General features: G+C 32.4%; 17 protein-coding genes. 6 read left to right on the plus strand and 11 right to left on the minus strand.

Annotated features, from left to right (window positions below):
• Nucleotides 1-61: 61 nt before the first annotated feature.
• The 10 genes from ACE3PD_RS00200 to xrtF all read right to left on the minus strand — a co-directional run bounded on the left by ACE3PD_RS00200 (nt 62) and on the right by xrtF (nt 11,620).
• Nucleotides 62-823: a DUF2490 domain-containing protein gene (locus ACE3PD_RS00200; protein ID WP_374398453.1), complete on the minus strand. Its 762-nt coding sequence runs from the start codon at nt 821-823 to the stop codon at nt 62-64.
• A 3-nt stretch (nt 824-826) separates the two neighbouring features.
• Nucleotides 827-2,437 (minus strand): SulP family inorganic anion transporter, encoded by a 1,611-nt coding sequence (locus ACE3PD_RS00205; protein ID WP_374398455.1) that lies wholly within the window; start codon nt 2,435-2,437, stop codon nt 827-829.
• A 15-nt stretch (nt 2,438-2,452) separates the two neighbouring features.
• Nucleotides 2,453-4,321 (minus strand): proton-conducting transporter membrane subunit, encoded by a 1,869-nt coding sequence (locus ACE3PD_RS00210; protein ID WP_374398457.1) that lies wholly within the window; start codon nt 4,319-4,321, stop codon nt 2,453-2,455.
• Between the two features lie 3 nt (nt 4,322-4,324).
• The gene (locus ACE3PD_RS00215) at nt 4,325-6,820 is read right to left on the minus strand and encodes a YbcC family protein (RefSeq protein ID WP_374398459.1); all 2,496 of its coding nucleotides are present in this window, start codon (nt 6,818-6,820) and stop codon (nt 4,325-4,327) included.
• A 74-nt stretch (nt 6,821-6,894) separates the two neighbouring features.
• On the minus strand, nt 6,895-7,230 hold the full coding sequence (locus tag ACE3PD_RS00220) for a hypothetical protein (RefSeq protein WP_374398461.1): 336 nt from the start codon (nt 7,228-7,230) through the stop codon (nt 6,895-6,897).
• Between the two features lie 151 nt (nt 7,231-7,381).
• On the minus strand, nt 7,382-7,729 hold the full coding sequence (locus ACE3PD_RS00225; RefSeq protein ID WP_374398463.1) for a heavy-metal-associated domain-containing protein: 348 nt from the start codon (nt 7,727-7,729) through the stop codon (nt 7,382-7,384).
• An 11-nt stretch (nt 7,730-7,740) separates the two neighbouring features.
• The gene (locus ACE3PD_RS00230; protein WP_374398465.1) at nt 7,741-10,041 is read right to left on the minus strand and encodes a TonB-dependent receptor domain-containing protein; all 2,301 of its coding nucleotides are present in this window, start codon (nt 10,039-10,041) and stop codon (nt 7,741-7,743) included.
• Between the two features lie 56 nt (nt 10,042-10,097).
• On the minus strand, nt 10,098-10,562 hold the full coding sequence (locus tag ACE3PD_RS00235; RefSeq protein ID WP_374398467.1) for a hypothetical protein: 465 nt from the start codon (nt 10,560-10,562) through the stop codon (nt 10,098-10,100).
• A gap of 4 nt (nt 10,563-10,566) precedes the next feature.
• The gene (locus ACE3PD_RS00240) at nt 10,567-11,016 is read right to left on the minus strand and encodes an exosortase F system-associated protein (protein WP_374398469.1); all 450 of its coding nucleotides are present in this window, start codon (nt 11,014-11,016) and stop codon (nt 10,567-10,569) included.
• A complete protein-coding gene (gene xrtF / locus ACE3PD_RS00245; RefSeq protein WP_374398471.1) occupies nt 10,997-11,620 on the minus strand; it encodes an exosortase family protein XrtF in 624 nt (207 codons plus the stop codon). Before xrtF ends, ACE3PD_RS00240 begins: the two co-directional genes overlap by 20 nt.
• A gap of 2 nt (nt 11,621-11,622) precedes the next feature.
• Between xrtF and ACE3PD_RS00250 the strand changes: the two genes are divergently transcribed.
• The 6 genes from ACE3PD_RS00250 to rpe all read left to right on the plus strand — a co-directional run bounded on the left by ACE3PD_RS00250 (nt 11,623) and on the right by rpe (nt 17,949).
• The gene (locus tag ACE3PD_RS00250) at nt 11,623-12,078 is read left to right on the plus strand and encodes a GAF domain-containing protein (protein WP_374398473.1); all 456 of its coding nucleotides are present in this window, start codon (nt 11,623-11,625) and stop codon (nt 12,076-12,078) included.
• A 70-nt stretch (nt 12,079-12,148) separates the two neighbouring features.
• Complete coding sequence (locus ACE3PD_RS00255; RefSeq protein ID WP_374398475.1) at nt 12,149-13,375, plus strand: cation:proton antiporter; 1,227 nt, start codon at nt 12,149-12,151, stop codon at nt 13,373-13,375.
• A gap of 117 nt (nt 13,376-13,492) precedes the next feature.
• Nucleotides 13,493-13,762: a 30S ribosomal protein S15 gene (gene rpsO, locus ACE3PD_RS00260; protein ID WP_231843136.1), complete on the plus strand. Its 270-nt coding sequence runs from the start codon at nt 13,493-13,495 to the stop codon at nt 13,760-13,762.
• A 137-nt stretch (nt 13,763-13,899) separates the two neighbouring features.
• Complete coding sequence (locus tag ACE3PD_RS00265) at nt 13,900-16,068, plus strand: polyribonucleotide nucleotidyltransferase (protein WP_374398478.1); 2,169 nt, start codon at nt 13,900-13,902, stop codon at nt 16,066-16,068.
• Between the two features lie 140 nt (nt 16,069-16,208).
• On the plus strand, nt 16,209-17,072 hold the full coding sequence (locus ACE3PD_RS00270; RefSeq protein ID WP_014389330.1) for an RNA polymerase sigma factor RpoD/SigA: 864 nt from the start codon (nt 16,209-16,211) through the stop codon (nt 17,070-17,072).
• A 214-nt stretch (nt 17,073-17,286) separates the two neighbouring features.
• A complete protein-coding gene (gene rpe / locus ACE3PD_RS00275) occupies nt 17,287-17,949 on the plus strand; it encodes a ribulose-phosphate 3-epimerase (protein ID WP_374398481.1) in 663 nt (220 codons plus the stop codon).
• A 45-nt stretch (nt 17,950-17,994) separates the two neighbouring features.
• On the opposite strand, the gene ACE3PD_RS00280 is transcribed toward rpe, so the two are convergent.
• Entirely contained in the window at nt 17,995-19,017 is a 1,023-nt protein-coding gene (locus ACE3PD_RS00280; RefSeq protein ID WP_291107366.1) for a T9SS type A sorting domain-containing protein, read from the minus strand.
• Between the last annotated feature and the right edge of the window lie 192 nt (nt 19,018-19,209).

Here is a 19,209-nt window from a genome sequence, read left to right on the forward strand (position 1 = left end):
CAAAGTGAAAAACACAAAGTAATAAAAACCCCGATTTGAAATTTCGAATCGGGGTTTTGTTTTATTTGCTCCAATCAAAATTGGTAACATAAGTTAAACGAACTGTGGGATTACTTTCCTGAAATGTATTGGTATAATTCCAAATATTTTGATGAATATAACTTAATTGAATTTGATGTTTTTTATCAAAATTATAACCTATTCCGCCTATCAATCGGTTCTGATTTAAAAAAGTCTTTCCTGCATTCGAACCTAAATTCACAAAAACCTCATCGCCAAACAAAGCAAAAAACTTCGTTACGTCTTCTTTTTTTATCAAAGGATAATTGAATAAAAGCATATAACGCATTCGATTTCTATAATCATAATGATCTATTTCTAAATCACCATTCGATTGTGCTTTTGCTATTCCAACATATCGAAGTTCATCTCGTAATCGATGTGTAATTTTTAATTGTCCGCTATTATGAACAAACGTTCCTTGAATCCAAAAATGATTTTCGGGAATACTAATTTTATTCATCGCAGGATTTCCGTAGGAATACGTGTTATAATGACTAAATCCAACACTTCCCATAAACTTTTTAGTAAATTGATAATCTACTGACGGACGAATAAAATACTGTTGTTTTTCCGAAACCCCGTTGGCATATCGCATTGTGGCTTCAAATGAAAAAGAGAATTTTTCCGTAATCATGTTCTTTCCAAAATAGTGCAACCAAATGTTATTGTTACTCTCTTTTACTTGTGCTAAACTAGTATTCACAGCAAGAAAGCTCGCTATTCCAACTAAGAATAGCAAGCGTATTTTTATATATTTCATTACTTATTGAACGATTAAATTTTTTCTAGAAGCTTTTGGGTGCGAAGATAAGGCTTTATGATTATCTAAACCAATAATCGTAACTGTTCCGCCGTCTTCATTAGCTTCATAATCATGTTTAAAATGCTCTAAATTTTCCATTACAGAATGGTCAACCAACTTAGTTTTTTTCAAACAAATACGCACTTGATATCCTGGTGGAATTTCTTCTAATTTTCTTTTGATACCCAAATAATTCGAAAAAATAGCAGCTTTACTAATCTCAACTTTGTATTCGTTATTTACAAACGAAACTACCGTTGGGGCTTTAAAAAACGAAGAAATTGGTGTTCCATTTACCACATGAATGATCATTTTTACTAACATTCCAGCAAAAATTCCCAATAATAAATCTTCGAATAAAGTTACCAAAACCGTTACTGTGAAAATAAATAATTGTTCTTTTCCAATGTGTAACATGTGAATGAATTCTTTTGGATGCGCTAATTTAATTCCCACACTAATCAACATTGCCGCAAGAGCTGCATTAGGAATCATTTCTAATAAAGGTGCTGCTAACAATACGAAAACTAAGATAAAAAATCCGTGAAAGAAGTTAGCCCAACGCGTTTTTGCACCATTATTTACATTTGATGAAGAACGAGCAACTTCGGAAATCATTGGTAAACCTCCTAAAATAGAGGCTAATGTATTTCCAATTCCAACAGCGATTAAATCTTTATTTGTGTTGGATTTTCTTTTGAAAGGATCTAATAAATCGATAGCTTTTACAGTTAACAACGATTCTAAAGTACCCACCAAAGCAAACATAATGACATATTTAATGAATAATCCGGTTTGACTAATTCCTGAAAAATCTACATTCCAATGGATATTATCTACCAAATTTCCAATTTTCACTAAAGCATAAGGTGGTTCTGTGTGCGCAAAATCCATAAATAACTCACATGGAATAGCAAATAACAACACAACCAGAGGAGCTGGAATCATTTTGATCGATTTGTTTTTGATGTATGGCCAACCCAACATAATTGCCAAACTCACTACTCCAATAATCGAAGCTTTTGCATCTAAATTGATGATGAATTTTGGAATGTTTACAAGTAATTCAATTGGTCCCATACCTTTCGCTAACGCAGGATTATCATTCAATAAAACTGGGATTTGTTTAGCAATAATGATAATTCCAATAGCCGCTAACATTCCGTGAATAGTAGAAAGCGGAAAAAAATCGGCTAATTTTCCTAATTTCAAAACTCCGAAAAGAATTTGAATTACTCCAGCAACAGCCATTGCTCCAAGTGCTAATTTCCAACCTAATTCGTTGTTCCCTTGACCAAACTCGGCCACAGCTCCTGCCACGATTACAATTAAACCTGCTGCAGGTCCTTTAATCGTTAAGCGAGAACCCATGAAAAACGAAACGACAATTCCACCAATAATAGCCGTTATTAATCCCATAATTGGTGGAAAATCAGAAGCTTTTGCAATTCCTAAACTCAATGGCAATGCTAATAAAAACACGATGAAACCTGAAATAGCATCGGTTTTAAAATTTTCTTTTAAACCTGCTAAACCATCAGCAGGAATGTATTTTTTTATATTTGCGTTCATATATTTTCAAATAAATTAAGATGATTTGTAAGGCAACTCATGATACGTTTTAACATGAGGACCTAAGAAAAGACGAGCATAAATTCGGATTCCAGCAATACCCGAAACCACAAAACTTGATGCTACAAAAAAGGCTAAGAAAAGTTGATTACTATCGATATGACTAAAAATCAAATCTTCGCCAATGAAAGTTGTTGTAATTGGAAAACCCGTAATTCCCAAAGTAGCTAACAAGAAAAAGAAAGCAAACTTAGGATGTTCGTAAACATGACCTAAATACTGATTTATTAAAATTCTTCTTTCTAATTTTCGAAGTTGTAATAAAGCTATGTAACCAATGATTCCTGCAACAATAATTCCTGCTAAGTAGTAAGCAATTTCACTTACACTTACTTTATCATTAAATACGATGGCTAAGGCTATCCAAAAATGATTCATTACGATTAAAATCCATGCTAAAAACGGACTTCTTCGTTCTGAAAATGATTTGAATACGAATACCAATCCAATAAAAGCAAACAATTCAGGAAGAATATTCGTCAACTGATAAGGTAAATGCAACTTGAATTTATACGTGATGAATCCCATTAAATAAATTGGAATAAAGAAGAAATAAATTCTCTTGATATTCAAGAAATCTAACGATTTACCTATAATTTTCAATGGTTTCCATAATACCATATTTAGAAATCCTTCCAAATTGAATTCTTTCAAAGCTAAAATGTAAAGTGTGTATTCTATTTTCTTTGGATAGGAATCTTCGATTGCTTTTTCTCTTGGTTTGAAATTGTAAAACTGGTCGCGAATCAAGTAGCTCACTACTGATGGAGAAACCAATAATTGATACGTTCTCAAAAATGCATTTCCAGCAAAGTGAATTAACGCTAAAGTTTCAAATCCTAAAGCAATTTCAATAAATATAATTCCGATTTGAGAAATTGAACTATAGGCAACTTGACTTTTAACAGAAGACTGAACTCTTGCCATAACCGATGCCGCTAAACTCGTTGTTAGTCCCATTAATCCAATAGCAAATCGCATGGTGGTTTGATGTTCCCAAAATGGAAATGTTCTCAACATTAAGAAAACTCCTAAATGTACTGATAACGAACCGTAGAAAATAGCACTCGAAGGCGTTGGACCTTCCATAGCTCTTGGTAACCAAGATGAAAACGGAATCTGAGCCGATTTTGCCGCAGCAGCACAAGCCAAACAAAGCGCAATGAATATTCCGATGATAGAATGATTTTGCAAATGCTCATTTACCAATTCGTAATTATTCAACTTCATGAAGGTAATATTTTCATGAAATAAATGGTGACTTGCCCACATCGCTAATAACAATCCGACATCGCCAATTCTATAAATTGAAAATACTTTGAAAGCATTTTTAACAGGCAAATAACGTTCTCTGTAAAAAGCGATTAAAAGGAAAGAAGAAATTCCAATGATTTCCCAACCAATGAATAAGGTTTCAAAATTTCCTGATAAAACAACTAAGTTATATCCGAAAAAGAAAAGCAAAACCGTATTAAAAAAACGTTTGTATCCTTTTTCTCTATGTAAATAATAGCGACTATACGTAGTTATCATAGAAGTTAATAAAGCTCCAATGAATAAATAAACAGCAGAAATTTGATCAAAATAGAAATCGATAAAAAACTCATAATGAGCTGTTTTTAATATCGACAATTCTACTAAATTCAAATCTTTTGCGCCATTAATTATCCAAAAAATGATAAAAGCTACTAATCCTACTAATTGTAAAAAAACCGTTCCAAAAGCCGTCCATGAAATGGCTTTTTCTTTAGATTCAGGCAAAAACAAACTAATGATAAAGCCTAAAAACGGCAACAGTATAAAATATTGCAATAATTCGTTCATGACTTAAAATGTATTTGTAATTATTCCTACCGGAAGATTCTCTTTTGTGGTTTCAACTAACTGCATTTCATCTTTAATGAAATTCACAGTTTGAATAGGTTGATAGGGAACAAACTTTTCGTCTTCAAAAACAAAAAGCTCTTTAGTTTCAGGTTGAACTGCCACTAATTTTACCCAATCGTTTTTAAACCATTCGTAAGTAGCTAGATTTTTAGAAATTGCATAAATTACCTTTTCTGGAAAATGTTCGGCAATGACTAACAAACGAACTGGGTCGTGAACCTCAATCATTTGACTTGGTAAACCAGGACGTAAATCGCCATCGATTCCGTTCGCAACTCCAATTAATCCCATTACGTTATGAGGTAATTTAGAGCCGGCTCCTAATTTTTGATTATCAACTCTGGAGAAATAGTATTCCAAATTAATTCCCCCACCCACCGGAGCAACTGCGCCTAAAATAATGGCTAAATAATCTCCGGAAGGATCGACTTTATAGTCATACGAATTCAAAAACGAACGTCGGTCTAAGAACAATTGTTTTGACAAACTTCTTCTTCCTACAATACACATCGCATTCGTAGCGTGATTTAATTCGGGACGTGGCTCAAATAAAGATAAAGAACGACGTTTTACTTTTTCATGTACTTTTTCTAAAGTATCTGAAGTATTAATCGTATCAAAACGTCTTGAACGCTCTTTTGCATTGTTATCCAAGGCTTTTGTAAATGTGATTACATTTTGTTGGTGTAAAGCTTTGTTATTTTCAGATAAAGTATCTTCGTCATAAAAAGCAATTTCATCGCGAGTCGTATCGTGTAAAGCTGGTAAAAATTGAGTTGCATTTGGAATATCAATTCCTCTTTCTTTCAAAATAGCTCTAACTTCTGAATGATTCGCTGCAAACGAAGCTACTTTTGCGTTTACAGAACTTGGTCGACCTGAACAAGCACCGCAATCATAACCTGCATAATGCGTATTATTGATACTAGTTGCTCCGTGCCCAACAACGTAAACTATTGGTGAAAAATTATAAACAAGTCCGATACTTTTCAACAAGCCTTCTACTCTATTGGCCATTTCTTCTACCGAAAAACCAATTTGTAAATCATTCTCTTTTAGATTAGCATCAGTATTTTCAATAACTAATTTCGATTTTTTATGTAAATGCTTGAATGAAGATGTAGTTGCAGGCGACATTGAAGGTTTAAAAATATTCAAGAACAATTTTAAAGCCGAAGAAAACCCTAAAGTTTGACTTATAATCCAACCAAAAAATAACGAGTGCGATTGCTTGTGATAATGTAAATCTTTAGCTTGTTTTTTCTTTCTATGTTCTTCTTTGATTAAGAATTTTGGAGTAACAGGAGCTGGACATAATTTGGTATAAAATTTTCCATTTACCGGTTGATAGAAAAACTCAAAGTTAAAGAAAGCTGCCGTTCCGTATGTAGAAACATTTTTGTCGATGTGTTCAATATGTCTTCTAAACGAACACTCTCTGTCATCCATACAAAACATGCCTTGAAAACTTGGTATTTGTTCTACCTTTTCTTCTTTAACGTTTTGAACATTGGATAAAACTGCATCATAGAAATTCCATTCAAATGCTTGTTGCCAAAGTGATAAAACATCGAATAATTCGTTATAATTTACTTTTTCAAAAAGTAAAAAATTAGTATTCTTAACTTTAAATCCTAATGGAGACCAAATATTGTTGAACTTCGTATCTAAAGTATCAATCTCAAGAAGTAATTCAAACTTGATTAGTTCTTCTAATGTTATATGTTTTGAATCTAATAAAGAACTTGGATTGTTTTCAATAGTAGCAATCATTCCGCTCCAACCTGGATGACCGAATTGTTGATCGAATAAATATTGTTCGAATAATTCTTCTTTACCAACAATTAATTCTAATAATTGTGTAATGGAAGCGTCTTCTTGTAATAACTTTTTGGCTCTGTCAGAAGTAAAAATTCCTTTAAAAGTATTTCTTTCTAATTCTCTAATGGAAGCTAAAAATCCTTTATCATGGATAGGAAAATTCCAGATAGCAACCCCTTGATCCAAATAACTACACAATACACGAAACAACAAACCATGCGTTGATTTTTCAAGATTTATAGCGTAGTATTTTTTCCAATTAGAACGTAAACTCCCAATTCTTGGAGAAACGGATTCATCGTAGTTTGTTTTGAGCAATTTCTCTTTCCAAGTTTGAAGATTTTCAGCTCCTTTTGATTTTATAATGATAGCATCTAAAACAATTTCATTGATCTCATTATTAGCAAATCGTTGTCTAAAATCAGTTATTGATAAATACGTTTTGTAACCAAAAATCGTAGAAGCCTCAAGTAATGCTTCATGAAACTTTTTATTTTGAAAAGCGTGTAATGTATTGTGATGCACAAAGTCTTTCAACGGATTTTGTGCTGGTAAATAATGGGTTAAGTAATGAAGAACTTCGTGTTCGTCAAAACCAACGGTATTTGTTTTCATTGATTAATGAAATAAATTAATACACAGTGAACATTCACAATCAAATTAATGACGTGAAAAAAAATAAATGTGTATTAAGAAAGATGAAACTTCCAATTACAATATAAATCGTAAAGTGGAATAATTTCTTTAGAAGAAAAGAATTGGGATAAATATGAACTTGAACTCTTCTCTAAAGAAGATTTAACAATAACAATTGATTTTGTTGGAATTAAAATTACATCCAACTCAATTTTAAATTCAGGTTCTATTTCAACAGTAACATATTCTCCTTCTTCTAGATCAACGGTTTGAAAATGAGAAAAATCAGATGGGGTATACTTTTGTTGAAATTCAGCTTTAGCTTTTAATTCAACATCTTTTGAAACATTATATGAAACAACAATAGCCCACATGAAAAATGTGAGCATAAAAAATAAAAATGCTTGTAATAATCTTTTCAAAATTGATTTCACTTGCTACCTAAAGTGACTACAAATGTATATTATATTTTAATTCAAAAAATTAATTTCTGATTAATTTTAACAAAAAACCGATTAGAATTTCTAATCGGTTTTTTTACTATTTTTCTATTCTCTCATAATTGCAACAACCATGAAGTTTATCATAGTCTTCATCTTTGGCTTTTGTAAATTGGGTATCATGACCTACAGCGGCAATAGCCTTTGCAACATCTTCTTTAGAACACTTCGTTTCGTCTATAATCAAATGAATATCACCATGATCGGCGTGCCACTCAGCGCTTTTAACTCCTTTTACAGAATAAGCTGCTTTTTCAATGCGTTTTTCGCACATTTCACAATTTCCTGCGACTTTAAACTCTACTTTTTTGTTTTTGCTTTTCTTCTCTTGGGCTACCATAGTTAGCGAAAAAATGCAGGATAATACTAATAAAACTATTCTTTTCATTTTTCTATTATTTAGTGGTTATGAGTTTCCTCTTCAACTGGAGTTAGCTCTTCAATTTTATGACTCTCTTTTTTATCTTTAATTTTAAATCGTAATCCAGCATAATACATGGCACCAAAAGTGGGTCCGTATATCATACTACTATCAAAATAAGTACCAAAAGGGTTTTCATTTTGAATAATTCCGTTTGTTTGTTTGTAATTTGTCATGTTTTCACCTCCCACATACACTTCAAAAACACTTGAAAATGTTCTCGTAATTTGAGCATTTAATGTTCCGAAAGAAGGCGCATACTCATCCAAACGATATTGCGCGGGATTGGATTGTGTGTAAGGTAAACGTTGTTCGCCTAACCAATTATAAGTTACATCAAACTTCCATTGTTGCCCTTTGTCTTTGATATGAGTTTCGTAGGCTAAGTTTCCAAAAACTCGGTGTTTTGCCTGTAAAGGTCTTTCCAACTGTCCTCTTGTGAATTGCGTTTGAACATCGTAATATTTATAAGCCGTTTTAAAAGTTAAATGCGTCATCAAATCAATTGAAAATTCTGCTTGAAATGAATTCGCAAAACTGTTTCCGTTTAAGTTATAAAACAATACTTCTTGTGGTGAATGATCCACATCAACCACCGCTTGATTTTGGAAATCAGTTCTGTAATAATCTAAAATCACCTCAGCATCTTTTCCAGCTAATTTGAATTTTTGAATAAAACTCAACCCGTAATTCCATGCTATTTCAGGGTTTAATCCATATAATTTCCCATCGGTATTCAAAATTGAGAAATTTCTGTTGGATGCAAATAATTGTTGATTTTCAGCAAAAATATTAGCCGCACGTTTTCCTCTTCCGGCTGAAGCTCTAATTACAGCTTCTTTCCATGGATTATAACGAATATGTAATCTTGGCGTAACAAAAGTTCCTAAACGATTGTGATTATCAACTCTTGCTCCAGCAACTAAACTGAAATTGCCAGAATTATCATAAGTGTATTCAAAAAACGCACCAACTGAGTTATCAATTCTTGAAAAATCACGACTGAAATTCACCGCAACAAATTCGTTATAATCATCGTAAGAGAAATTTAAACCTGTTGTGAATTTATTCTTTGTGTTGTTGATAATCGAATTGAATAATAAATTCGAATAAAAACTTTTTTGATGAATATCATATTGACTTAAACCAAAATACGAATCTTGTTTGTGCGATTGAAACGAGTTTTGAAATCCGAAACTTTGATACGGCATATCGGGAAAAACATAACCTGTTTTGTTTGATATTTCAATTTTTTCTGTGTTGATTTCACTTCCCCAAGCGTTTGTTGTTAATCTATCTGTATCTGGATTGAAATCCATTTCTCCCGCTTGCTTTTCATCGTTCATGTAACGAACGTTTAAAAAACTCACCAATCCTTTTTCAGCGTCAGCATACTGCCAACGATTTAAAATATTGACTTGTTTTCCAATTGGACCATCTAAAAATCCGTCGTTGTTCATATCATTTTTTCCCACACGCGTATTTCCGTGCAAAAACAAAGTCGAGCTTAATTTATCAGTAAATTTATTATTGAAATGCGTATTGATCTCGTAACGTTCATCCTGCGAAGCATACGCATTTAAGAAAAACGGAATATCATTTGAAGGTTTTAAAACTTCGTAATTAATTTGCCCTGAAATACTTTCGTAACCATTAATTACACTACCAGCACCTTTGGTAATTTGGATACTTTCTACCCAAGTTCCAGGCACAAACGACAATCCGTAAGCTTGCGAAGCACCACGAACAGAAGGAATATTCTCTTCCGCAATTAAAATATACGGACTCGTTAATCCTAACATCTTAATTTGGCGATTTCCTGTTACGGCATCCGAAAAATTTACATCGATGGATGGATTCGTACTAAAACTCTCAGACAAATTACAACAAGCCGCTTTTAGCAACTCTTTTTGTCCCATGACTTGAATGTTTTGAACTTTGTATAAAGAATGTTCGGTTCCTTTTTTCGTCTTAGAAACCACGACTTCTTTTAAGGTATTTACTTCTTTTAAAACTACTGAAATCGTATTTGAAGTAATTTCTATTTTCTTAGTTTCAAATCCAATGTAACTCACTACCAAAAAAGAAGTTTCGGGAGATTTTTTTATAGTGAAATTCCCATTTTCATCTGTGGTGGTTCCAATAGCGGTATTTAACCAAAACACATTAGCACCTAATAAAGGTTGATTATTTTCATCTTTTACTGTTCCTTTTATCGTTTCTTGAGAATAAAGAAATTGAGAAACAAAGAATAGCAAAAACGCTATATTTTTAAACATAATAAAGTTATTTATTGTTATTAATTCTTTGATTTACAGAATAAAAAACAATAAACTTATGCGTAAAAAACCAATTGACAATAGAGTTTATAGAGTGGCGGCGCGTGAGAATCGCAATAAAAAGCCACTTCATTTGAAACAAAATTTTCTGATTCAAATGCAATAAAACTTGGTTTCCAATCAGTTGTAAAAACAGTTGGTTCTAAATCTAATTGAAGGGATTTAACCAATATATCATCGGTCTTTTTTTCAACTTTGATTAGCTTGTTAGAACAACAAGAATCGTGAGAATCTTCTTTTGCACAACATGATTTCACCTCTTCAACATAAGGTTCGTCTTCTTGATATTGAAAAGAAACCGATGCAATTTCATCTTTACAATAATGCACAGCAAAACTCAATCCTAAATTGGCAAGCAATACTAAGGAAGCTAAAACGACACTTATGTGTTTTCTGAAATTCATCGGAACAAAAGTAGGAAATTGAATTTTAATTTGCGTTAATTTTATTCTAAATTTCAATTGTTTATGTAGCTCGATTTATTTTTTGATAATAAAATGCTGGGATAAATAAAACTAAAAAAAGAGGTTGAATTAAAAATCTTCGGATATAGAATAAAATCAAATAATCTGGATGTTTAGAAAAATGAAGCAATCCAAAAAACAAAACTATCAATACCACAAAAAATACACCATATAAAAGCATCGCGAATCGAACCAACGGTAATTGTCTGAATAATAGATAGATAATTCCTAAAGAAAGTAACATATTCAAAACATACCGAATTAATAGTCCGAAAAACAAAGAAATACCATCAAAATCAGGCAATGATTTGTTTTGGTAATCTAATTTAAAAAAAGCTAAAAAAGGATCGTAAAAGAGTTGACTTTCGAATGTTCGTATTAAGATTAACCCTAAAAGAGATAGAAGAAGTAAACTAATTCTGAACTTGTGCTTATTTATTTTTTTTAACATAGCCCGAATATTTAGTTACCCAAAGAATCCATAAAATAAAAACGACTCCATATATGAAAAGTGGAAATAAAGTTCCGTGAAGAACTTCTTCATATTCTGAAAAATAAAATAAAGACAAAGACAGAACAGCAATTCTAATAATGTTTAAAATATGAATTACAGAAATGCCTATTAGAATATACAAAGTGGTTTTTTTCCATTGCGATGAAAAAGCAAAAATAAACGACGCAAATAAAATCATTACACTTATAGCATTACAACCTTCTATAATTCGCGCTACATATTTAGTTTTGTAGATCATTTTTATTGAAGGCTCATTTTCATTTTTCACTATATTAACGTCATTCTCAAACCACAACATGAATTGTTGAGTTTGATAAGCTACTGACTTTGTGATGCCATCTACTTCGTTTTTTTGCAAATCAAATTGACTTAAATACAACTTGTAAACAAAAATAAAAACAACGTAAAACAAAACAAACTTTAGTAAAAAAGTAAAAAATTGCTTGTACTGATTAAAAATATTTTTCAAACGTATTATTTTTAACAAAAATATAGATTTTTTAATAGTGCGGAATAAATACTTTTGCAAAAAAAAATACAACTATGACATTTGAAGAATTAAAACCAATTGTTTCGAGCATTATTGAAAAAGAAAATGCTACTCGCGATGAAAAACTAAAAGAAATTTGCCAATTATTAAGTGAGAACGTAAGTTATTATGATTGGGTAGGATTTTATTTCGCGAATCACGAAGCTAGAACTTTGCATTTAGGTCCGTATGTTGGAGCTGAAACCGATCATACTGTAATTCCATTTGGAAAAGGAATTTGCGGACAAGTGGCCGAATCAAATGCAAATTTTGTGGTTCCTGATGTGAAAGCGCAAGACAATTACATTGCATGTAGTTTTACAGTAAAATCAGAAATTGTGGTTCCTCTATTCGTTAACGGAGTTAATATAGGTCAAATTGACATCGATTCTCACGTTATAGACCCTTTCACAGAAGCTGACGAACGCTTTTTAGAGTTTGTAAATGAACAAGTTGCAAAATTATTTTAAGTAACAAATAATCTTTAACTCTTTTTTATACATTTGTCTGATTTTTAACAGAGTTAGATTTACATATTTTATGCAGTTTGGTGTACAAAGTTTAGAACTTCCTTTTTTTGCTAATCTTCTAATTTTATTAGTCTTAGCGAGACTTTTTGGCGAAATAATGGAGCGTTTTAAGCAACCCGCTATGATTGGAGAAATTTTAGCAGGTGTTTTACTTGGACCAACTATTTTAAATTTTATACATAGAACCGAAGAGTTAAAAGTTATTTCGGAGTTAGGTGTATTTTTATTGGTTATTATTGCTGGATTAGAAATTCATTTAGATGAAATTGTTAAATCCATGAAAGGAAGAAATATTGTCATTTCAATACTTGCCTTTTTTATCCCAATTATTTCTGGTTACTTAGTAGGAAGTTATTTTGGACAGGATGTAATGTCTACTATTTTTATTGGACTTTGTGTAGCAATTACGGCTTTGCCAGTAAGCATTCGGATTTTAATGGATTTAGGTAAACTAAATTCGCCTGTAGGTCAAAAAATTATTTCGGTAGCCATTTTTGATGATGTAATTGCTTTAACAATTTTAGGAATTTTATTAGACATTAAAGATGTTGAACCTACTTTTGCAAACATTACCGAAGCAACGCTTATTACTATATTAAAATTAAGTTGCTTTTTAATCTTGGTAATTGCAACCTATAAATTAATTAAAAAATTATCTCACGAAGAAAACTTCATCGAGAACAAGTTGAATAAAATATTAGAAGTATTAAAAGGTAAAGAATCTTTATTTGCTGTTTTCTTTGTCTTTATTTTGATTTTTGCAACAATTACAGAAAGTATAGGGCTACATTTTATCATTGGATCATTTTTTGCTTCGATGCTTATTTCAAAAGAATTAGTTGGCGAAAAACATTTAAACACATTTCACAACACAACAAATAGTATGGCGATGGGATTCTTAGCTCCAATCTTTTTTGCTGGAATTGGGTTAGAATTTCAATTTTCATCCATTCAAAATTACCCCCTTTTATTTGCCATAATTGCGGTTTCATTTTTATCAAAAATTATTGGCGGATATGTTGGTGGGCGTTTTGCTCGTTTAGATCATAAAATTTCACTTGCATTAGGTTTTGGATTAAATGCTAGAGGCATTATGGAATTAGTAATTGCAAATATTGCTTACAAAGCTGGAATTATTAATACAGAAATCTTTTCTATGCTAGTTATAATGGGATTAATTACCACATTAGCAACACCTTTCTTATTAAAAAGAGCATTTGTTTCTATTGATAAATAATTTGACATGTAATTTAAAAATAAGTTTGATTACTTGTGTATTAAAAAAATAAGAGTACCTTTGCAACCGAATTGTAAAAGCAATTCATACATAATAATCATTTAATACAATATTAGCATGTACTTAACTAAAGAAGTTAAATCAGAAATCTTCGCTAAACACGGAGGAAAAGCGGAAAACACAGGATCTGCTGAAGGGCAAATCGCTTTGTTTACATTTAGAATTAACCACTTAACCGGACACTTAAAAGCAAATCGTCATGATTTCAACACTGAGCGTTCGTTAGTGAAATTAGTAGGTAAAAGAAGAAGTCTTCTTGACTACTTAAAAAAGAAAGATATCAACAGATATCGTGAGATTATCAAAGAATTAGGTATTAGAAAATAATCAACTAAAGGGGCTTCGTGCCCCTTTTTGTTTTGTTTATATTGACAGAAAAAGTTTGGTTTTTCATTGGGTTACAAACAACTACACACACAACAACAACACAACTGACCCTTTGTTTAATTAAGAATTAAAATTTTATGATTCCAAAAGTATTCCAAGAAACAATCGATTTAGGAGATGGAAGAAGCATTTCAATCGAAACTGGAAAATTAGCCAAACAAGCAGATGGTTCTGTCGTGGTTCGTATGGGCGATGCCATGCTGTTAGCTACTGCTGTATCAGCCCGTACTGCCAATCCTGGGGTAGATTTCCTACCTTTAACAGTAGATTACCGCGAGAAATTCGCAGCAGCAGGTCGTTTTCCTGGAGGTTTCTTCAAAAGAGAAGCGCGTCCAAGTGATAGCGAAGTTTTAACTATGAGATTAGTAGACCGTGTATTACGTCCACTTTTCCCAGATGACTACCACGCTGAAACACAAGTTATGATTCAATTAATGAGTCATGATGACAGTGTTATGCCAGATGCTTTAGCTGGATTAGCAGCTTCAGCAGCATTAGCTGTTTCTGACATTCCTTTTTACAACTTAATTTCTGAAGTTCGTGTTGCACGAGTGGATGGAAAATTTGTAATTAATCCAAGCAGAGAAGAATTAGAACAATCAGACATCGACATGATGATTGGTGCTTCTAAAGATTCTGTTGCCATGGTGGAAGGTGAAATGAAAGAAATTTCAGAAGCCGAAATGGTGGAAGCGATCAAATTTGCTCACGAAGCAATTAAAGTTCAAATTGAAGCTCAAGAGAGATTGAGAGCAGCTGTTGGCTCACCAGCTTACAGAGAATATGAACCAGAAAAAGAAGACGAAAGCGTTTACGCAAAAGTAAAAGCGGCTTCTTACGACAAATATTATGCTATTGCTCAAGAAGCTTCAGCAAAAAGTGAAAGAGGAGAAAAATTTGCAGTTGTTAAAGAGGAAGTTAAAGCTTTATTCTCAGAAGAAGAATATGCAGAAAATCCAGATTTATCAGAATTAGTAAGCAAATACAACTATAAAGTTCAAAAAACAGCAGTTCGTAACGTAATTTTAGAAAAAGGAATTCGTTTAGACGGTAGAAAAACAACTGATATTCGCCCAATTTGGTGTGAAGTTGATTATTTACCTTCTGTACACGGTTCTTCTTTATTCACACGTGGGGAAACTCAAGCATTAGCTACTGTAACTTTAGGAACTTCAAGAGAAGCTAATGTAATTGATTCGCCATCTGAACAAGGTGAAGAGAAATTCTACCTACATTACAACTTCCCTCCATTCTCAACTGGTGAAGCAAAACCTTTAAGAGGAACTTCAAGAAGAGAAGTTGGTCACGGAAATTTAGCACAACGTGCTTTAAAAAATATGATTCCTGCAGATTGTCCTTATACAATTCGTGTAGTTTCTGAAGTATTAGAATCTAACGGTTCTTCTTCTATGGCTACAGTTTGTGCGGGTACAATGGCATTAATGGATGCTGGAGTTCAAATGGTAAAACCAGTTTCTGGTATTGCTATGGGATTAATTACTGACGGAGAAAAATTTGCCGTATTATCTGATATTTTAGGAGATGAAGATCACTTAGGAGATATGGACTTTAAAGTAACTGGAACTGCTGACGGTATCACAGCTTGTCAAATGGACATCAAAATTGATGGTTTACGTTATGACATCATGGAACAAGCTTTAGGTCAAGCAAGAGATGGACGTTTACATATTTTAGGAAAAATCACAGAAACTATTGCAACTCCAAGACCAGAAGTAAAACCAAAAGCACCAAAAATCATTACAAGAACTATTCCTGGAGCTTTCATTGGAGCCTTAATTGGACCTGGTGGAAAAGTAATTCAGGAATTACAAAAAGCAACTGGAACTACTATCGTAATCAACGAAGTAGATGAGCAAGGTGTAGTTGAAATTTTAGGAACAAGTCCAGAAGGAATTGCTACTGTTTTAGCTAAAATTGACTCAATCATTTTCAAACCTGTAGTAGGAGAAGCTTACGAAGTAAAAGTAATAAAAATGCTAGATTTTGGAGCTGTTGTAGAATATACAAAAGCCCCTGGAAATGAAGTTTTATTACACGTATCAGAATTAGCTTGGGAAAGAACTGAAAATGTTACCGATGTAGTAAATATGGGAGATGTGTTCATGGTAAAATACTTAGGTATTGACCCTAAAACACGTAAAGAAAAAGTGTCAAGAAAAGCACTTTTACCAAGACCTCCAAGAGAAGAAAAACCTATCGAGAAGAAAGATAAACCTCAAGGTTAATTTAGTTACGTTAATTCATAAAAAGCCCTGATTTTAATTTAAAATCGGGGCTTTTGAATTTTATTTTATTTTTTTGTAACTTTTTTAAAACCTCTTACGTATAACAACTAGAACTTTTAAAAAAGTAAGGAGAAATTTAGATGAGACAACTTAAAATTACCAAGCAGGTTACCAATCGTGAAACTGCTTCCTTAGACAAGTACCTACAAGAAATTGGAAAAGTTGACCTTATTACTGCAGACGAAGAAGTAGAATTAGCACAAAGAATTAAAGCCGGAGATCAACGCGCTTTAGAAAAATTAACAAAAGCTAATTTACGTTTCGTAGTTTCAGTAGCAAAACAATATCAAAATCAAGGACTTACACTTCCTGATTTAATTAACGAAGGAAATTTAGGATTAATTAAAGCTGCACAACGTTTTGATGAAACACGTGGATTCAAATTCATTTCATACGCTGTATGGTGGATTCGTCAATCGATTCTTCAAGCTTTGGCAGAACAATCACGAATTGTACGTTTACCGTTGAATAAAATTGGTTCTATCAATAAAATCAACAAAATGTATGCATTATTAGAGCAATCTAATGAACGTGCTCCTTCGGCAGAAGAAATTGCAAAAGAATTAGACATGACGGTAAATGACGTAAAAGAGTCTATGAAAAACTCAGGTCGTCATTTATCAATGGACGCTCCTTTAGTGGAAGGAGAAGATTCAAACTTATACGACGTTTTACGTTCAGGTGAATCTCCAAATCCAGATAGAGAATTAATTCACGAATCGTTACAAACGGAGATTGAAAGAGCATTAGAAACCTTAACTCCTAGAGAAGCCGACGTGGTTCGTTTATATTTTGGTTTAGGTGATCAACACCCAATGACTTTAGAAGAAATTGGAGAAACTTTCGATTTAACTCGTGAGCGTGTTCGTCAGATTAAAGAAAAAGCGATTAGAAGATTAAAACATACTTCTAGAAGCAAAATATTAAAAACATATTTAGGATAACACTTCGACATTCCGAAAATTCGGGACAGTGTTATACTATAAAGATAACAACAGTCTAAGACTGTTCGTTTTTTGATTGATGATTGAAACTCCGGCTGATTACCGGAGTTTTGTTTTTTAGCCACAACCTTAATTGAGTTAAATCTTTTAATCTGCAAAACTTTTAAACTTTTAAACTAAAAACTATCTTTGTGCCAACAACACACTTAACACAATGAAAAATACTTTAATTGCTCCTTCGGTACTTGCTGCTGATTTTGCTAACTTACAACGCGACATCGAAATGATTAATGCAAGTGAGGCCGATTGGTTTCACATTGATATTATGGATGGCGTTTTTGTTCCGAATATTTCTTTTGGAATGCCTGTTCTTGATGCCATCAATAAGCATGCAAAAAAAACAATTGATGTTCACTTGATGATTGTTGATCCTGACCGATACATTGCAACATTCAAAAAATTAGGTGCTGATGTTTTAACGGTTCATTACGAAGCTTGTACGCATTTACACCGAACACTTCAAGCTATTAAAGCAGAAGGAATGAAAGCAGGAGTTGCATTAAATCCACACACAAATGTAGATTTATTAGAAGATGTGATTCAAGATATTGATTTGGTTTGTATCATGAGTGTAAATCCAGGGTTTGGAGGGCAATCATTCATTGAAAATACGTATTCAAAAGTTGAAAAACTAAAAGCATTAATCAATAGAAAAAATGCTTCAACTTTAATTGAGATTGATGGCGGTGTCACAAATAAAAACGCAAAACAATTAGCTGATGCAGGTGCTGATGTGTTAGTTGCAGGAAGCTATGTTTTTGGAGCGCAAGACCCAATAGCAACTATTGCGGATTTAAGAAAGATCACTATCACATAAAAAAAGCAGCTTGAAAGCTGCTTTTTTATTTAACTTGAATCTGTTTTATTCTTTAATTAATTTTGTCTTAACAATTTCATTATTTAAAGCATCAAACGCTTTAACTAAATAAACTCCTCTATTTAAAGATTCAATATTTACCTGATAATTATCAAAATCCATTAGATTCAATTTCTGATTTAATACTTTAACTCCTTTCAAATCATAAATTTCAACATAGCTAGGTGTAGACTGAGTAGTATTATAGTTTACCTTGATATTTAAAACACTTGCAGCAGGATTAGGATATAATGAAATCTTATTATTATCAGACATAAAACTTTCTGTTCCTAAAAAAGCCTGATAATTAATTATAAAAGGCATATCCATAGGTAAGCTAGATCCAGCATCAACAATTCCTGCCCATGCTGTACCACTATACTGTTTTGAATTCCAACTTGCTAATGATAAAGATCCAGGAATGGTAACTGCTGGAAAAAATATAGAACCATCATTTGTGGCATGAACTTGAAATTCAACCCAATAAGTTCCTGGAGCAAGTGTAGCAGTCAAATTACCACTAACACGCCACACTTTTCGTGTTGTTCCTGGTGAATTATTACCAATACGATAAACGCTTGCTTCTCCACTAGCAGTAGCATTATATATGTTAGTGGTCATATTTCCAGCAACAACTGTAGAGGTACCTAAAGAAGGGTCTCCATTCCAAATTTGAACGCGCATCTGATCAATCGGAGGTGTTGTTCCAGCATAGCCTGTTTGATAACAGAAAAAATCAATTGCAGTAACATTCATTGTTGAAGTAACTGTAAAATCATCTGCTATCCGAAGATTTGTTGTTGCAGCATTATTAAAAATTGCACCAAAACCAAGATTAGTATTTGTTACACTTCCTACAGATTGTAATTCGCTCCAACTGTAACCAGCTGGAGAAGTAGTTGTACCATTTGAAGTAGTTGTACCAGTAATGAATCCTCCATTAGTGTAAAACGATTGACCAACCGCAGTTAATCCAATTAAAGCCATTGATAATGTGGCTAATACATTTTTTCGAGTAGTTTTTTTCATAATATTAAAAATAATTATTATACCATACAAAAATAATAATTATTTCTAATATTAACCCGTTGGGTGTAATTATTTGAGAGAAAAAAGAGAGAATTTAGTGAAAAAAAATGGTTTAGATATTGTTCAAGATACTGAAATTCAGTATCTTGATGTCGTCAAACAAAACAATATCTATGTCAAATATAGTAAAAA

The organism is Flavobacterium sp., assembly GCF_041911335.1.
GTDB lineage: Bacteria > Bacteroidota > Bacteroidia > Flavobacteriales > Flavobacteriaceae > Flavobacterium.